We start from the raw sequence: 14,307 nt of genomic DNA, 5'->3' as shown, positions 1-14,307 counted from the left end.
CCTGCGGAGACAGGGCACTGTGTGGTCGCTGTGAGCGACATCCGTTAGCATAGCTCTAACTATTTCTGCGGAAGGAAGCGGTGTCGGGGGTGCGATCGCTACCGGAGCTCGGGCTCGACGACGAGCGCGCGGCACTGGCTGACGAGCTGTTCGCGCTGAACCTGCGCGTCCATGACCGCGCGATGGGGCTGGTCGGCATGCCGGCGCCGCCGGACCTGACCATGCAGCAGTTGCGGGTGCTCGGGCACGTCGCCCAGCAGCCGGGGATCTCGGGCAACGAGTTGGGCCGCCTGCTGGGGGTCAGTGCGCCGACGGCGAGCGGGCTGGTGGAGCGGCTGGTCGAGAAGGGGCTGGTTTCTCGCGTCGACGACGCCGACGACCGCCGCGTCCGCCGGCTGCACGCGACCGAGGCCGGGCTGGACGTGATGCGCGACATGGACTCGATGTTCGGCCGCGCCCTCGGCGTGGTCCTGACCCTGCTGTCCGCCGCCGACCTCACCCTGCTCTGCCAGGGGTCGCGGGCGATGCTGGACGCCCTCGACCGCGCCCACGCCCTGCAGTCTGGCGGGTAGTCGGGGACGGTTCTACTTCCACGCCAGCTGAGGGCGGTTGCGGTGGTCCGGTGTCCGTCTGGTCCCGGTTGTCACGCGACACGCCGACGACACGCCGGAGCGTCTGGAATTGGTCGAAGAAGTCGTTGAAAACCTCTTGCGGACGCCTTTCCGCAGGGCTAGAAATGTTCTTACCAAATCACTTCGGTGGTGCGGTGATCGGGAGCAGGAAGGCGGTCTCCCGGCGGGCTCGTCCCGCTGGAACCCTTGGTGATGCAGGGGTCGGACCGGCTGGTGGTTCCCGGTGTGACGAGGACATCACGCCGAGTCGTTGAGGGCCCCGGTGACTCATACTCCCCGGGGCCCTCGCCTTTACCCGGACGTGGTTCCCCGGCCCCGATACTGGACGTGTGACCGAGAACCTGCGCAGCGTCGAAATCGTCCGTACCGGCCCCCGCTCCTACGAGGCGGTGAACGTCCGCGGTGGGCGAATCAGCTTCGGGGAGGGCCAGGACACGAGCTTCACCCCCGTCGAGCTCCTCCTCGCGGCCGCGGTGGGCTGCAGCGCCATCGACGTCGACTACATCACCGGCCGGCGCGCCGAGCCGGAGACCTTCGAAGCGACGGCTTCCGCCCCAAAACTGAGCGATGACAAGGGAAATCACCTGGGGGTGGTGACCATCGACTTCCGAATCACGTTCCCGCAGGGGCCGGACGGAGATCGCGCCAGGGAGGTCCTCACTCGGTCAGTGGCGCAGTCACGGGATCGGCTGTGCACCGTGTCGAGGACGATCCAGTTGCCCACCGCGGTCGACTACCGCATCGACGGGGAGTCACTGTAGGGAGGCCCGCCCGAACGGCGCTGCTCCAACGCGGCACCGGTGTCGGACCGGGACGAACGGCGAGATCGCCCGTCCCGGCCGGCTGCCCCCGGAATCAACGGCGAGGGCCCCGGGGAGTATGAGTCACCGGGGCCCTCAACGACTCGGCGTGATGTCCTCGTCACACCGGGAACCACCAGCCGGTCCGACCCCTGCATCACCAAGGGTTCCAGCGGGACGAGCCCGCCGGGAGACCGCCTTCCTGCTCCCGATCACCGCACCACCGAAGTGATTTGGTAAGAACATTTCTAGCCCTGCGGAAAGGCGTCCGCAAGAGGTTTTCAACGACTTCTTCGACCAATTCCAGACGCTCCGGCGTGTCGTCGGCGTGTCGCGTGACAACCGGGACCAGACGGACACCGGACCACCGCAACCGCCCTCAGCTGGCGTGGAAGTAGAACCGTCCCCGACTACCCGCCAGACTGCACGCGGGGCCGAAGGCCGTCAGGCGCCGACGATCAGCCAGCGGGTGGTGGCCACGTACTCCTCGCCGGGGCGCAGCGTCGTGCTCGGGAACGCGGGCTGGTTCGGGGAGTCCGGGTAGTGCTGCGTCTCCAGCGCGACTCCGGGCCGACGGTCGTACGGGCGTCCGGACGTGCCGATCTGGGAGCCGTCGAAGTGCTCGCCGCCGTACACCTGGATCGCCGGCTGGTCGCTCTCGACGACGAGCGTGAGGCCGTCCGGACCGGACAGTCGGCAGTGCTCACGCAGGCCGAAGCCGTCCACCACGAAGTTGTGGTCGAAGCCGCCGTTGCGGGTGATGCCCTCGGCGTCGCCCTGCACGCGGGCCTCCCCGAACGCGCGGCCCCCGCGGAAGTCGGCCGCGGAGCCGGTCACGTCCCGGATCTCGCCGGTGGGGATGCCGTCGTCGCGGTTCGGGGTGTAGCGGGATGCGTGCACGGTGAGCACGTGGTCGTCCGTGTTGCCCGAGCCCTCCCCGGCCATGTTGAAGTAGGGGTGGGTGGTCAGGTTGATGACCGTCGGCGCGTCCGTGGTCGCCCGGTAGGTGACCTTCGCGCCGCCCGGCACCAGCTCGTAGCGCGCGCTCACCCGCAGCGTCCCGGGGTAGCCCTGGTCGCCGTCGGGGCTGGTCAGTGTGAACTCGACCCAGTCGTCGCCCTGCCCCGCCACGGTCCACTCGCGGGCGTGGAAGCCGTCCGGGCCGCCGTGCAGCTGGTTGGCACCCTCGTTCGCCACCAGCGGGTACTCGACCCCGTCCAGGGTGAACGTCGCGTCGGCGATCCGGTTCGCGAACCGGCCCACGGTCATGCCGAGGTAGATGTTGGCGCCTAGGTACCCGTCGAGGTCGGCCGAGCCGAGCACGATGTTGCGCCAGGTGCCGTCGGCGAGCCGGACGTCGAAGCGGCGCAGGGTGGCGCCGAGGGGCAGGAGCTCCAGACGGACCGCGTCGCCGTCGAGCCGGATGAGTGAATCCTCGCTGATCACGGTGATAACGCTATCAGCCGCCCTTCCCGGGGGTAAGCGGGTCGGGTCAGAGGTCCTCGAGGGGCTCGTAGGCCGCCGCGTCCTGCGGGGGCTGAGGGACGGGCGGAGCCACCTTCCGGTGCCGGCTCCAGAGCAGCCAGCCCGCCGTGAGCAGCACCAGCGAGCCGCCGGCCAGGGCGATCAGCGAGAAGCCCAGCGCGGGCGCCACGGCAGCGGAGATCACCGTGTTGCCCAGCAGCGCGACGAAGTTCTGCACCGACGACGCCGACCCGCGGGACTGCGGGAACAGGTCCAGCATGGCGAGGGTCAGGACCGGGAAGGCGAGCGCGATCCCGAAGGTGAGGACGGGCAGCGGAAGGACCGTCCACGGCAGGCCGCGCGTCGCGGGGACGAGGTTGAGGACGAGGTTCACCGCCGCCGCGGAGAGGCTGATCCGGTAGCCGAGGGTCGCCAGCCGGCTGCCGCTGAGGCGACCGGCCATCCGTCCGCTCGCCCAGGAGCCGATCACCATGCCCGAGATCAGGGGGACGAACAGCACCCAGAAGTCCGTCTCGCCCAGCCCGAGAAGGTTCACCACCATGAGCTGGGCGGAGGAGATGTAGAGGAACATTGCGCCGTTGTTGAACATCGCGGTGAAGGCCAGACGGCGTCCGTGCGGATTCCGCCACACCCCGCCCATGTCGCCCAGCAGCCGGCGCACGTCCAGCGGGCTGCGCCGGTCGGCGGGATGGGTCTCCGGCATGAAGAACAGCACCAGGGCCAGCAGCACCGCGCCGATCACGGCCAGCGCCCAGAAGATGCCGCGCCAGCCGCCCCAGCCCAGCATCAGGCCGCCGGCGACGGGGGCGACCGCCGGAGCCAGGCCGAAGATCATCGCGACGTGGCTCATCGTCCGCTGCGCCTGGGCGTCGGCGAACACGTCGCGCACCATCGCGCGGCTGATGATCGAGCCCGCTCCCGCGCTCAGGCCCTGAAGTGCCCGGAAGGCCAGCAGCATGGGCAGGCCCGTCGCGAGCGCACAGCCGATGGACGCGCCGATGTACAGGACGGTCCCGGCGAGGATCACGGGCTTGCGTCCGAGCGCGTCCGACAGGGGGCCGTGGACGAGGCTCATCACGGCGAAGGCGAGCAGGTAGGTGCTCACGACCTGCTGGAGGGCGAGCTCGGAGACACCCCACTCGGCGCCCATCCGGGCGAAGGCGGGGAACATCGTGTCGATCGAGAACGGGCCGACCATGCCGAGGCCGGCCAGGATCACCAGGAACAGCCAGTGCGGTCCGACGTCGATGGTGCCCGAACGGGAGGAGCGTGCGTCGGTCACCGGAGCATCTTGGCACGGCGGCGAGCGGCATCGCGGCAGCAGGCGGTCCTGCGGAATTGCGCACGGGATGGCTCCGTGGGTGCTCCGGTGCGCCGGCAAGGGCAAGCAGCGTGCATTTCCGCAGGACTGCCCGAGCGACGCGGTGGACGTCGACGAGGGGGTGGGGACGGGGCGCTCCCCCGCGTTGGGAGGTGGCCCTGCGGAATTGCGCGCGGGATGGCTCCGGGCGGGGCTCGGGTGGCCGATCAGGGCACAGAGCGAGCATTTCCGCAGGGCTGCCCGAACGACGTCGCATCGACGACCACAGACGTCGAGGTGCGTGCCGGCGCGCAGGGCTTGCGGACTATGCTCCGTGCGTGCCCGCCGCCCTCCGCATCTGCTTCGTGTCCATGCACACGTCCCCGGCCGCGGTGCCGGGCACCGGCGATGCGGGCGGGATGAACGTCGTCGAGCTCGCCCAGGCGGACGCCCTGGCCGCGCTCGGCCACCAGGTGGATCTCGTCACGCGGCGCTCGCACCCGGACGACCCCGACACGGTCGAGCTGCAGCGTGGCGTGACCCTGCACCACGTGGACGCCGGGCCGCGCACGCCGCTGGCCAAGAGCGCGATCGACGACCACATCGGGGAGTTCTCCGCGGGTCTGGCTCGGCTCGCGCCGCCGGACGTCGTCCACTCGCACCACTGGATGTCGGGCGTCGCTGCGCTGCCGGTCGCGCGGACGTGGGGCGTCCCACACGTGCAGAGCTTCCACTCCGTGGCCGCGCCCCCCGGCTCCCCGCTGTCGGCCGGTGAGCCGCCCGAGTCGCCCCGGCGGGTGCCGGGAGAAGCGGCGGTGGCGAAGGAGTCGCAGGCCGTGGTCGCGATCTCCGCCGCGGAGGCCCAGACGGTCATCGACCGCTGCGGTGCCGACCCGGACCGGGTCTCGATCGTGTCCCCAGGGGTCGACCACACGCTGTTCCGTCCGCTCGCCGCGGGGGAGGAGCGCTGGAACGCTACCGGCGGGGAGGACGCGTGGCCGCGCGGCTACGTCCTGATCGCCGCCCGGCTCGAGCCGCTGAAGGGCCCGGACCTCGCCATCCAGGCGGTCGCGGGGCTGGACGCGGAGATCCGTCCGCACCTGGTCGTGGCCGGCGACGCGTCGTCGGCGTTCGCGTCGTATGGGCGCGAGCTGCACGCGATGGTGGCCGACGCAGGGCTGTCGGACGGTGTCACCTTCCTCCCTGCGCAGCCACGCCCCGAGCTCGCCCGGCTGCTGCGCGGGGCCAGGGTGCTGCTCGTCCCCTCGCACTCGGAGACCTTCGGGCTGGTGGCCCTGGAGGCGGCGGCGAGCGGGACGCCGGTGATCGCCGCGTCCGCCGGTGGCCTGCGGGAGGCCGTCGCGCACGGCGTGACCGGCCAGCTGATGGACTCGCGGCGGCCGGAGGACTGGTCGCTCGCCCTCACCCGCCTGTTGATGGTGCCCGGGCTGCTCGCGCGGATGGGTGCGGTCTCCCGCGTCCACGCCCGCCGGTTCGACTGGGGGTGGGCGGCCCAGCGCCTGGTCGCCGTCTACCGGCAGCTGCTCGATGACTGACCCGCTGCCCGGTCCGGGCGCCCGGATCGCCTTCCTGCACGCCCACCCCGACGACGAGACCCTCGCCACCGGCGTCCTGCTCGCGCACCTCGTCGGGCGGGGCGACGAGGTGGCGGTGGTGACGGCGACGCGCGGCGAGCAGGGCGAGGTGGTGCCCGGTCCGCTGTCGGCGCTGGCCGGGACGCCTGAACTGGTCGCGCACCGGGAGGGCGAGCTGGCCGGCGCACTGGCCGAGTTGGGCGTCCGCGACCACGTGTTCCTGGGGACGCCGCCCGCGCGCGTCCCGGGGCTGCCCCCGCGGCGCTACGCCGACTCGGGCATGCGCTGGCTGGACGCGGCGGAGACCCTCGCCGGTCCCGGGGAGTCGGCCGGCCCGGACAGCCTCACCTCTGCCCCCGTCACGGACGCCGCCGCCGACCTGGCCGCCTTCCTGGAGGCCTGGGACGCAGATCTTCTGGTCGGCTACGACGTGCACGGGGGTTACGGGCATCCCGATCATGTGGCGTGTCACCACATCGCGCGCGCCGCGTCCGCCCTGACCGGGGTGCCGCTGGCGTACGTCGTCTCCGAGCCGCTGCTCCCCGTCGACGGCGCCGTGGAGCTCGCGCTGCCGCAGTACCGGGAGCCCGTCCGACGGGCACTGGTGCACTACGCCAGCCAGCTCACCGTGGACGGCGCGGAGGTCGTCCACGTGGGCGGCCAGCGGCAGCCGATCGTCACGACCGTGCACCTCCTCGGCCCGCAGGCGTCGCCGATTCGCGAAGGGTCTTGACGAGCGACGCGAGGCGACCGCGAGAATCAGGGCCACGGGGCTGCGGCCCGCGGTGGGTCTGACGAGTCGGCGGAGGGTCACGTGGACGAGGCACGCAGGGTCGCGATCGTCGGTGCGGGGCCGGCGGGGCTGTTCACCGCCGCCGCGCTGCTGGCCCAGTCACCGGACCTCTCGATCGACATCTTCGACCGGCTGCCGACGCCGTTCGGGCTGCTCCGCTACGGCGTCGCCCCCGACCACGCCAGCATCAAGGCGGTCGCGACCACGCTCGCGCGGGTGTTCGACGCGCCCGGCGTCCGGTTCCTCGGCCTGGTGGAGGTCGGCCGCGACGTGACCCCGGACGAGCTGCACGCGGCGTACGACGCGGTGGTGTACGCCGTGGGCGCCGCGGACGACCGGCACCTGGGGATCCCCGGCGAGGACCTGCCCGGCAGCCGGTCGGCCCGCCAGTTCGTCGCCTGGTACTCCGGTCATCCGGACGCCGAGCCGCAGCCGCTGGCCGGGGTGCGGGACGCGGTCGTGATCGGCGTGGGCAACGTGGCCGTGGACGTGGCGCGGATCCTCCTGAAGGACCCCGCGGCGCTGAGCGCCACCGATATGCCCGACGCCGTGCTGGCCGAGTTGCAGCGGGCGGAGATCGAACATGTGTGGCTGGTCGGACGCCGCGGTCCCGAGCACGCGAGTTTCACCACCCCCGAGCTGCGGGAGCTGCTCGAGACCCCCGGCATCGGGGTGACGTTGGACGGGGTCGATCCTGCGGCGATCGACCCGGAGACGCTGGAGCGCCACGCCAGGGCGAACGTGGCCGCGATCGCCGCGGCGGTGGCGGCGTCCCCGCAGGTGGCGCCACGTTGGCTGCACCTTGCGTTCTGGCACCGTCCGGCCGTGCTGCGGGGCGAGGACCGCGTCCGCGCGGTCCGGCTCGAGCCGACCGCTCCCGGGGCCGGGGGCGACGGGCTGGAGGTGGCGGCGGACCTCGTCCTGCGCTCGATCGGGTACCGCGGCGTGCCCGTCCCCGGGCTGCCGTTCGACGACGGCCGGATCCCGAACCTGGAGGGCAGGGCGCTCGAGCTGGACGGCTCCGCGCGTCCGGGCGAGTATGCGGTGGGCTGGATCAAGCGGGGTCCGGTCGGGCTGATCGGCAGCAACAAGAAGGACGCGGCCGAGACCGCCGCCCACGTCCTGGAGGACCTCGCGACCCTGCCGCGGCGCCGGCTCACCGACCTGGCCGCCCGCCTCGCCGCCCGCGGGGTGACGCCGAGCACGTTCGCGGACTGGCGCCGGATCGACGCCGCCGAGATCGACCGCGGTGGGATTCGCGGCCGCGAGCGGACGAAGATCGAGGCGTGGCACGACCTGCTCGACCTCGTCCGCCCCGACGCCTGACCGCGTCCGCCACCCCGGCACCACGCACCGCGGCACGCTAGGAACCGTCCCCATCGATCCCCCGGCACGATGGGGACGGTTCCTAACGTGCCGTCCTGGCGGTCCTGGCACGATGGGGACGGTTCCTGCCGTGCCATCCGGGCGGCCCTGCGTAGGCTGGCCCCGTGATCAAGCACATCGTGATGTGGAACTTCGCCGACGAGGCCGAGGGGCAGGAGAAGGAGAGCAACCTCGCCGACGTGCGGGACCGGCTCGCGGGCCTGAGGAACCTCGTGCCGGGCATCGTCGAGCTCGAGCCGGTGATCCCCGTCGACCCGTTCGAGCACAGTTACGACCTCGTCCTGTACTCGGTCTTCGACTCCCCTGAGGCCCTCAAGGCCTACGCGACCCACCCCGAACACGTGCAGGTCGCGACCTTCATCCGGTCGGTGGCCACCGACCGGGTCTGCGTCGACTACGAGGTCTGAGCGGACGCGGCCCGCAGCAGGCCGCGCACCGTCCGTTGCGCCAGGCCCGCCGCGGCGTCGAGGTCGGTGAAGAAGCCGACCACGTTCATGGACGCGGCGCCGTGCGCGACGACCATGAACTGCGGGACGAAGTCGACGGCCGCCCTGCTGTCGCCGCCGGTGGCGTCGATGGCACGGAGCAGGACGAGGTCGCTGACCTCGCGCCCTGCGTTGCGCAGTGCCTCGTCGTGGACGCCCCGCAGCTCGGGCGCATAGACGACGTCGAAGCCGGTCCGCCGGGTGGCGGCGAAACGCACGTAGGCCGCCGCGGCAGCCGCGACCGCCTCCACCGGGTCGTCGCCGGCCGCGTCCACGGCTTCGCGCATGACCTCGCCGAGGTCGAGCGCGGCCTTCGTCGCCACGGCCACCACGAAGTCCTGGCGGCTGGGGAAGTGGCGGTACGGCGCCGCCGCGCTGACCCCGGTGCGCCGCGCCGCTTCCGCCACGGACAGCGCGGGCAGCCCGCCCTCCGCGACCAGTGCCGTGCCGGCGTCGATCAGCGCGGCCCTGAGGTCCCCGTGGTGGTAGCCCATGCCGGACCAGCTCCCTTCCTCGACCCGATGTAAGGCCGATCATACATTTCCTATTGACCTCCATGTTAGCTCCCTCTTACAATGTAAGAGATCACTAACACGGAAGGACCTCCCACCATGAGCACGATGCCCTGGGGAACGATGAACAACTGGATCCGGATCGAGGCCGAGCAGCGCAATGCCTGGACGCGGCTGCGCGTGCAGGACCTCCGCAGCGCGCAGGTCGCCCGCGAACCGCGTCCGGCACTGGCAGGGGTGACCCCGCTCGCCGCCCCGGCCCCGTTGACAGAGGAGTGCCCGCAGGCCGCTGCCTGAGCCGCCCGTCCGAACCCCGACCCGAGCCTGTGAATCCGGCATGAGTCCCGGCCGGACGTGAGTGTTGGCCGGAGTGCCTTCTCCCCGGCCCTACCATTGGGCGGGGAGCGATCGGACTCCCGGCTGCCGCGGCGGCCATCAGCACGACGGAGGAATGCATGGAACCGGTGAGTCGTCGCGCAGCGATGCTGGGCGCTGCAGGGGTCGCGGGCGCCGCTCTGGTGGGCTGCTCGACCAAGGCGCCCGCACAGACCCAGACCTCCTCCGGCGCGAGCACGCCCACGGAGAGCGCGTCGGCGAGCCCGACCGCGACGGTCGACACCACTCCCCGCTGGCCGCTGACCGGCAAGGTCCTGAAGAATGCGGACGACGCCAAGCGCATCGCCGTGGCGGTGAAGGTGCCGGACAACCAGGGCGAGCATCCCCAGATGGGTCTCGACAAGGCCGACATCGTCTACGTCGAGCTGGACGGTTACCCCGCGGCCGTGGGGCAGTCCGGGACGCGCCTGGTCCCCATCTTCCACACGCAGTACGCGGACGCGGTGAACCCCGTCCGCTCGATCCGCCCGGTGGACATCCCGATGCTGAGCCCCATCACCGCGATCATCGGCAACACGGGCGCCTACCCGTGGGTGCTGGACTACGCGAAGGAGTTCGCGGAGTACATCGTGTGGAACAAGTCCTACATGGCCACCAAGGGCACCGGCTCGTACAGCATCCTCGCCAATCGCGTCCGCACCCTGAACGGTGTGACCTACTACGACCGCGCGGTCGCCTGCCATCCCAAGGAACTCGCCGCACAGACCAAGAAGTTCGCCGACGGACCGCAGCAGATGTACTTCCCCTGGGCGGCCAGCGACGACGAGGTGAGCACCGCGGTCTCGGGTGAGGACGCGTCCTTCATCAGCGTGCCCTGGAAGAAGGGCAACACCTACCCGATGAGCTACACGTGGAGTGAGAAGCAGGGCCGCTACCTCCGCTCGATGCCCTGGGGCAAGCACGTCCTCGCCGACGGCACCCGGGTCTCCTGCGACAACGTCCTGGTGATCAAGGCCAAGCAGGTGTTCGGCAAGATCTACGCCAGCGGCAAGATCAAGACCTCGGGGCCGTACCACATGGAGCCCATCCACAAGATCATCAACGAGCAGGGCACGTTCTACTACGCGCAGGGCGGCAAGTACGTCAAGGGCACGTGGACGAAGGGTGAGGTGAACGAGGTCTTCCAGTTCACCCTGGACGACGGCAGCCCGTTGAAGATGGCGCCCGGCCAGACCTTCGTCGAACTCCCCAACACGACGTCGAAGATCACGATCAAGGGGTAGCCCACCCGATCCTCCCGACGCCCACGCCGGCGCCGGAGTCGGTGGTGTCCGTGCCGGGGGATAGGGTCGCCCGGTGCGATCAATGGTCCGGATCCTCGGCGTCGCCCGAGAACTGCTGCCCGCCTACGCGGCGATCGTCGTCGCCGGCGTCCTCGTGGCCGCCACAGGCCTGGCCGTCCCGTTCATCGTCGCGGCGGCCACGGACGAGGTCGTCGCGTCCATGGCCGGCCGGGGTGGTGGGGTGCCCGCGGTCGTGTGGCTGGCCTTCCTGCTGCTGGTGGTCGACCTGGCCAACACCCTGATCACCAACGTGGGCGGCTACCTGGGCGACGTGATGGCGGTGCGGCTGCGCTCGATCCTGTCCCGCAACTACTTCGAGAAGCTGCTGCGCCTCCCGCAGCGCTACTTCGACTCCGAGCTGACCGGGACGATCATCTCCCGGCTCCAGCGCTCGATCACCGAGACGGCGAACTTCCTGAACATGTTCGCCAACAACTTCCTGCCGATGCTGATCACGCTGTTCGCCGGGCTGGCGATCATCGCGTGGTACTCGTGGTGGCTGGCGCTGCTGCTCGTCGCCGTCTACCCCATCTTCACCTGGCTGACCGCGATCACGTCGAAGCGCTGGCAACGGCTGGAGATCGCGAAGAACACGGAGTTCGACGTGGCCGGCGGCCGGTTCGCCGAGGTCGTCGGCCAGATCCGGGTCGTGAAGAGCTTCGTCGCCGAGGCCAGGGAGCTCGCGCACTTCGGCGGGCGCTACGACACCGCGATCGCGCTCACCCGTGAGCAGTCCGCCTACTGGCACCGCATGGACGTGCTCCGCCGCGGCGCGCTGAACCTGATCTTCTTCGCCATCTACGCGATCATCTTCAGCCTGACGATCACGGGGCAGTTCACGCTCGGCGTGATGGTGCTGTTGATCCAGCTGGTCAACCTCGCGCGCCAGCCCGTGCAGGGGATGAGCTTCCTGGTCGACTCCTCCCAGCGGGCCATCACGGGCTGCCGCGACTACTTCCTGGTCATGGACGAGCCGGTCGAGACCGGCGACGCCGTCGACGCCGTGTCGACGCCGCGTCCCCACGAACCCCGGACGCCGGTCGGCGCACCGATCGTCGAGTTCAGGGACGCCCACTTCGGCTACGCGGGGGACGCGGAGGTGCTGAAGGGGGTCACGTTCAGCGTCGACCGCGGTGAGCGGGTGGCGTTCGTGGGCGAGTCGGGCGTGGGCAAGACCACGCTGGCGAGCCTGCTGCTGGGGCTGTACCCGCTCACGTCGGGCGAACTGGTGGTGGACGGGCGTTCCGCGGACACGATCGCCCTGCCCGAGCTCCGCGCGCAGGTCGGGGTCGTGTTCCAGGACCCGTCCCTGTTCTCGGGGACGATCAGGGAGAACATCGCCTACGGGCGTCCGGAGGCGCGCGAGGACGAGATCGAGGAGGCGGCCCGGCGCGCGCACGCGCACGCCTTCATCACGGCGTTGCCGGGCGGGTACGACGCCGAGATCGGTGAGCGCGGCATCAAGCTCTCCGGCGGCCAGAAGCAGCGGATCGCCGTTGCCCGCGCCCTGCTGAAGGACGCGCCCGTCCTCGTGCTGGACGAGGCCACCAGTTCTCTGGATTCCAAGGCCGAGCGGCTCGTCCAGGACGGCCTGGAGGAGTTGATGGCCGACCGGACGACGCTGATCATCGCCCACCGCCTGAGCACGATCAGTTCGGTCGACCGCATCGTCACGCTGCGCGAGGGCCGCATCGACGAGATCGGCACCCCCGCAGAACTCGCCACGACCGGCGGCATCTACGCCGAGCTCCTCGCGCTCCAGGGGGCGGCGACGAAGGCGGGCCGCAAGCAGCTCCAGCGCTACGAGATCCTCGGCTGAAGAAGGGGCCTCTCCTGCTGCCTCTGGACGGTCCGGCAACACGGGCCCACGTGGCAGGATTCTCCGGTGACCAGGACGCGACTGCTCCAGCCCGCCGACGCGTCGGCGCTCGCCGGGGTGCTCGTCCGGACGCGGGCCTTCCTCGAGCCGTGGGAGCCGGTGCGTCCGGACAGCTACTTCACCCTCGCCGGCCAGCAGGAGGCGGTCGCTGACTCGCTGCGCCGCCATGCGGAGGGGACGATGCACGCGAGGGTGATCCTCGACGACGCCAACGCGGTGGTGGGCCGGATCAACCTGAACAACATCGTCCGGGGCGCCTTCCAGTCGGCCAGCGTCGGCTACTGGCTGGCCGAGGAGGCGGGCGGCCGCGGCTACGCCACGCAGGCCGTGGCCGAGGTCGTCGACGTGGCCTTCGGCGAGTTGCAGTTGCACCGGCTCGAGGCGGGCACGATTCCCGACAACCTCCGCTCGCAGGCGGTGCTGCGCCGCAACGGGTTCACCCAGTTCGGCCACGCGCCCTCCTACCTGCAGATCGCCGGCCGCTACACCGACCACCTGCTGTTCCAGAAGCTCGCTCCCCAGTGACCGACCGGCCGGACCGCGTCCGCTGTGTCATGCTGTCTGGACGCAGGGCTGTGGGTGGCCCTCCCGGACGGAGCACGAATGACTGAACAGCTCGGGTCGTCCGAGTCGAGCCCCAGGAAGCGCATCCTGTTCCTGTTCTCCGACACCGGCGGCGGCCACCGCTCCGCGACCGAAGCGATGATCGAGGCGCTCGAGGACGAGTTCCCCGGCCGCTTCGACACCCGGATGGTCGACTTCTTCCGCGACTACTACCCCAGCCCGCTGCGGTTCGCCCCCGAGATCTACCCGCCGATGTCGCGGCTACCGCAGGCGTGGGGGTTCACGTTCAAGGCCTTCGACACCCGCGGACGCGCGAAGGCGGTCACCCAGATCTCCTACCCCTACGTGCGCAGGGGCGCCCGGCGGCTGCTGCACGAGAACCCTGCCGACCTGATCGTCTCCGTCCACCCACTGGTGAACACCCACCTGATGCGGGCGATGCGGCACTCGCCGCGTCCGTTCATCACCGTCGTGACCGACCTCGTCACCGCCCACGCCCTGTGGTACGACCGCCGCGCCGACCTCGTCGTGGTCCCCACCGAGGAGGCGAGGCAGAACGCGATCGGCTTCGGGATCGCCGAGGGCAACCTGCGTGTGATCGGGCTGCCGGTCGCCGGGCGCTTCTCGGACCCGCAGGGCGACCGCGACGAATGGCGACGACGGATGGGGTGGCGGACGGACCTGCCGGTGATCCTTCTCGTGGGTGGCGGGGACGGGATGGGCCCCCTGAAGCGGGTCGCGAAGGCGATCAACGACGCCCGGTTGGACGCGACGCTGGTCGTGGTCTGCGGCCGCAACGCCGAGCTGAAGGCCGACCTGGAGGCGGTCGACTGGAAGATGCCGGCCCACATCTACGGGTTCACCACCGAGATGCCGCAGTTCATGGCCGCCTCGGACATGCTGGTCACCAAGGCCGGTCCCGGCACGATCAGCGAGGCGTTCATCAGCGGCCTCCCGCTCGCCCTGTACGCGCGGCTGCCCGGCCAGGAGGACGGCAACGTCCGCTACGTCGAGCACCTGCAGGCGGGGGTCTGGACGCCGCGTCCGCGTGAAGTGGTCGACGCGGTCCGGCGGTGGGTGGAGGACCCGGACGCGCGGGCGGCGGCGTCCGCGGCGAGCCGGAGGGCTGCCAAGCCCGAGGCGGCACGTCAGATCGCCCGGCTGATCGCCGACCAGGTCGGCATCACGTCCTGAGCC

At 71.1% G+C, this 14,307-nt stretch carries 14 protein-coding genes; 11 read left to right on the top strand and 3 right to left on the bottom strand.

Going from position 1 to position 14,307, the window contains the following annotated elements:
- Positions 1-89: 89 nt before the first annotated feature.
- On the top strand, positions 90-572 hold the full coding sequence (locus QM779_RS12665; RefSeq protein WP_428535744.1) for a MarR family winged helix-turn-helix transcriptional regulator: 483 nt from the start codon (positions 90-92) through the stop codon (positions 570-572).
- A gap of 389 nt (positions 573-961) precedes the next feature.
- Positions 962-1,393: an OsmC family protein gene (locus QM779_RS12660; protein ID WP_428535742.1), complete on the top strand. Its 432-nt coding sequence runs from the start codon at positions 962-964 to the stop codon at positions 1,391-1,393.
- 483 nt (positions 1,394-1,876) lie between these two features.
- Here the strand turns inward: QM779_RS12660 and QM779_RS12655 are convergent, their stop codons facing one another.
- Entirely contained in the window at positions 1,877-2,878 is a 1,002-nt protein-coding gene (locus tag QM779_RS12655; protein ID WP_428535740.1) for an aldose epimerase family protein, read from the bottom strand.
- Between the two features lie 46 nt (positions 2,879-2,924).
- Positions 2,925-4,199 carry a multidrug effflux MFS transporter gene (locus tag QM779_RS12650; protein WP_428535738.1) on the bottom strand — a complete coding sequence of 425 codons (1,275 nt, stop codon included), beginning with the start codon at positions 4,197-4,199 and terminating at the stop codon, positions 2,925-2,927.
- A 356-nt stretch (positions 4,200-4,555) separates the two neighbouring features.
- On the opposite strand from QM779_RS12650, the gene QM779_RS12645 reads away from it, so the two are divergent.
- From QM779_RS12645 to QM779_RS12630, 4 genes are all read left to right on the top strand, one after another.
- A complete protein-coding gene (locus QM779_RS12645) occupies positions 4,556-5,773 on the top strand; it encodes a glycosyltransferase (protein ID WP_428535736.1) in 1,218 nt (405 codons plus the stop codon).
- Positions 5,766-6,545: a PIG-L family deacetylase gene (locus QM779_RS12640; RefSeq protein ID WP_428535734.1), complete on the top strand. Its 780-nt coding sequence runs from the start codon at positions 5,766-5,768 to the stop codon at positions 6,543-6,545. Before QM779_RS12645 ends, QM779_RS12640 begins: the two co-directional genes overlap by 8 nt.
- Before the next feature lie 81 nt (positions 6,546-6,626).
- Positions 6,627-7,931 (top strand): FAD-dependent oxidoreductase, encoded by a 1,305-nt coding sequence (locus QM779_RS12635; RefSeq protein WP_428535732.1) that lies wholly within the window; start codon positions 6,627-6,629, stop codon positions 7,929-7,931.
- Positions 7,932-8,095: 164 nt separating this feature from the next.
- Complete coding sequence (locus QM779_RS12630) at positions 8,096-8,398, top strand: Dabb family protein (protein WP_428535730.1); 303 nt, start codon at positions 8,096-8,098, stop codon at positions 8,396-8,398.
- Here QM779_RS12630 and QM779_RS12625 read toward each other — a convergent pair.
- Positions 8,386-8,970 carry a TetR/AcrR family transcriptional regulator gene (locus tag QM779_RS12625; RefSeq protein WP_428535728.1) on the bottom strand — a complete coding sequence of 195 codons (585 nt, stop codon included), beginning with the start codon at positions 8,968-8,970 and terminating at the stop codon, positions 8,386-8,388. The two genes, QM779_RS12630 and QM779_RS12625, sit on opposite strands and share 13 nt — an antisense overlap.
- 117 nt (positions 8,971-9,087) lie before the next feature.
- Between QM779_RS12625 and QM779_RS12620 the strand changes: the two genes are divergently transcribed.
- The 5 genes from QM779_RS12620 (at position 9,088) to QM779_RS12600 (ending at position 14,304) form a co-directional block, all read left to right on the top strand.
- Complete coding sequence (locus QM779_RS12620) at positions 9,088-9,285, top strand: hypothetical protein (RefSeq protein ID WP_428535726.1); 198 nt, start codon at positions 9,088-9,090, stop codon at positions 9,283-9,285.
- Positions 9,286-9,443: 158 nt separating this feature from the next.
- Positions 9,444-10,607: a DUF3048 domain-containing protein gene (locus QM779_RS12615; protein WP_428535724.1), complete on the top strand. Its 1,164-nt coding sequence runs from the start codon at positions 9,444-9,446 to the stop codon at positions 10,605-10,607.
- A 73-nt stretch (positions 10,608-10,680) separates the two neighbouring features.
- Positions 10,681-12,486 carry an ABC transporter ATP-binding protein gene (locus tag QM779_RS12610; RefSeq protein ID WP_428535722.1) on the top strand — a complete coding sequence of 602 codons (1,806 nt, stop codon included), beginning with the start codon at positions 10,681-10,683 and terminating at the stop codon, positions 12,484-12,486.
- A 66-nt stretch (positions 12,487-12,552) separates the two neighbouring features.
- The gene (locus tag QM779_RS12605) at positions 12,553-13,071 is read left to right on the top strand and encodes a GNAT family N-acetyltransferase (protein WP_428535720.1); all 519 of its coding nucleotides are present in this window, start codon (positions 12,553-12,555) and stop codon (positions 13,069-13,071) included.
- A 78-nt stretch (positions 13,072-13,149) separates the two neighbouring features.
- Positions 13,150-14,304, top strand: a complete 1,155-nt coding sequence (locus tag QM779_RS12600) for an MGDG synthase family glycosyltransferase (protein ID WP_428535718.1) — start codon at positions 13,150-13,152, stop codon at positions 14,302-14,304.
- Positions 14,305-14,307: the final 3 nt, after the last annotated feature.

The sequence above is a fragment of the Propionicimonas sp. genome, from assembly GCF_049840635.1.
Taxonomy (GTDB): Bacteria; Actinomycetota; Actinomycetes; order Propionibacteriales; family Propionibacteriaceae; genus Propionicimonas.
The sequence above is the reverse complement of the archived record's forward strand: the minus strand, read 5'-3'. Positions and strand labels throughout refer to the sequence as shown.

Excerpts from the sequence above, each read along its gene's own strand:
- QM779_RS12600 (WP_428535718.1), top strand. The coding sequence starts at position 13,150 with ATGACTGAACAGCTCGGGTCGTCCGAGTCGAGCCCCAGGAAGCGCATC.
- QM779_RS12620 (WP_428535726.1), top strand. The coding sequence starts at position 9,088 with ATGAGCACGATGCCCTGGGGAACGATGAACAACTGGATCCGGATCGAG.
- QM779_RS12625 (WP_428535728.1), bottom strand. The coding sequence starts at position 8,970 with ATGGGCTACCACCACGGGGACCTCAGGGCCGCGCTGATCGACGCCGGC.
- QM779_RS12640 (WP_428535734.1), top strand. The coding sequence starts at position 5,766 with ATGACTGACCCGCTGCCCGGTCCGGGCGCCCGGATCGCCTTCCTGCAC.
- QM779_RS12615 (WP_428535724.1), top strand. The coding sequence starts at position 9,444 with ATGGAACCGGTGAGTCGTCGCGCAGCGATGCTGGGCGCTGCAGGGGTC.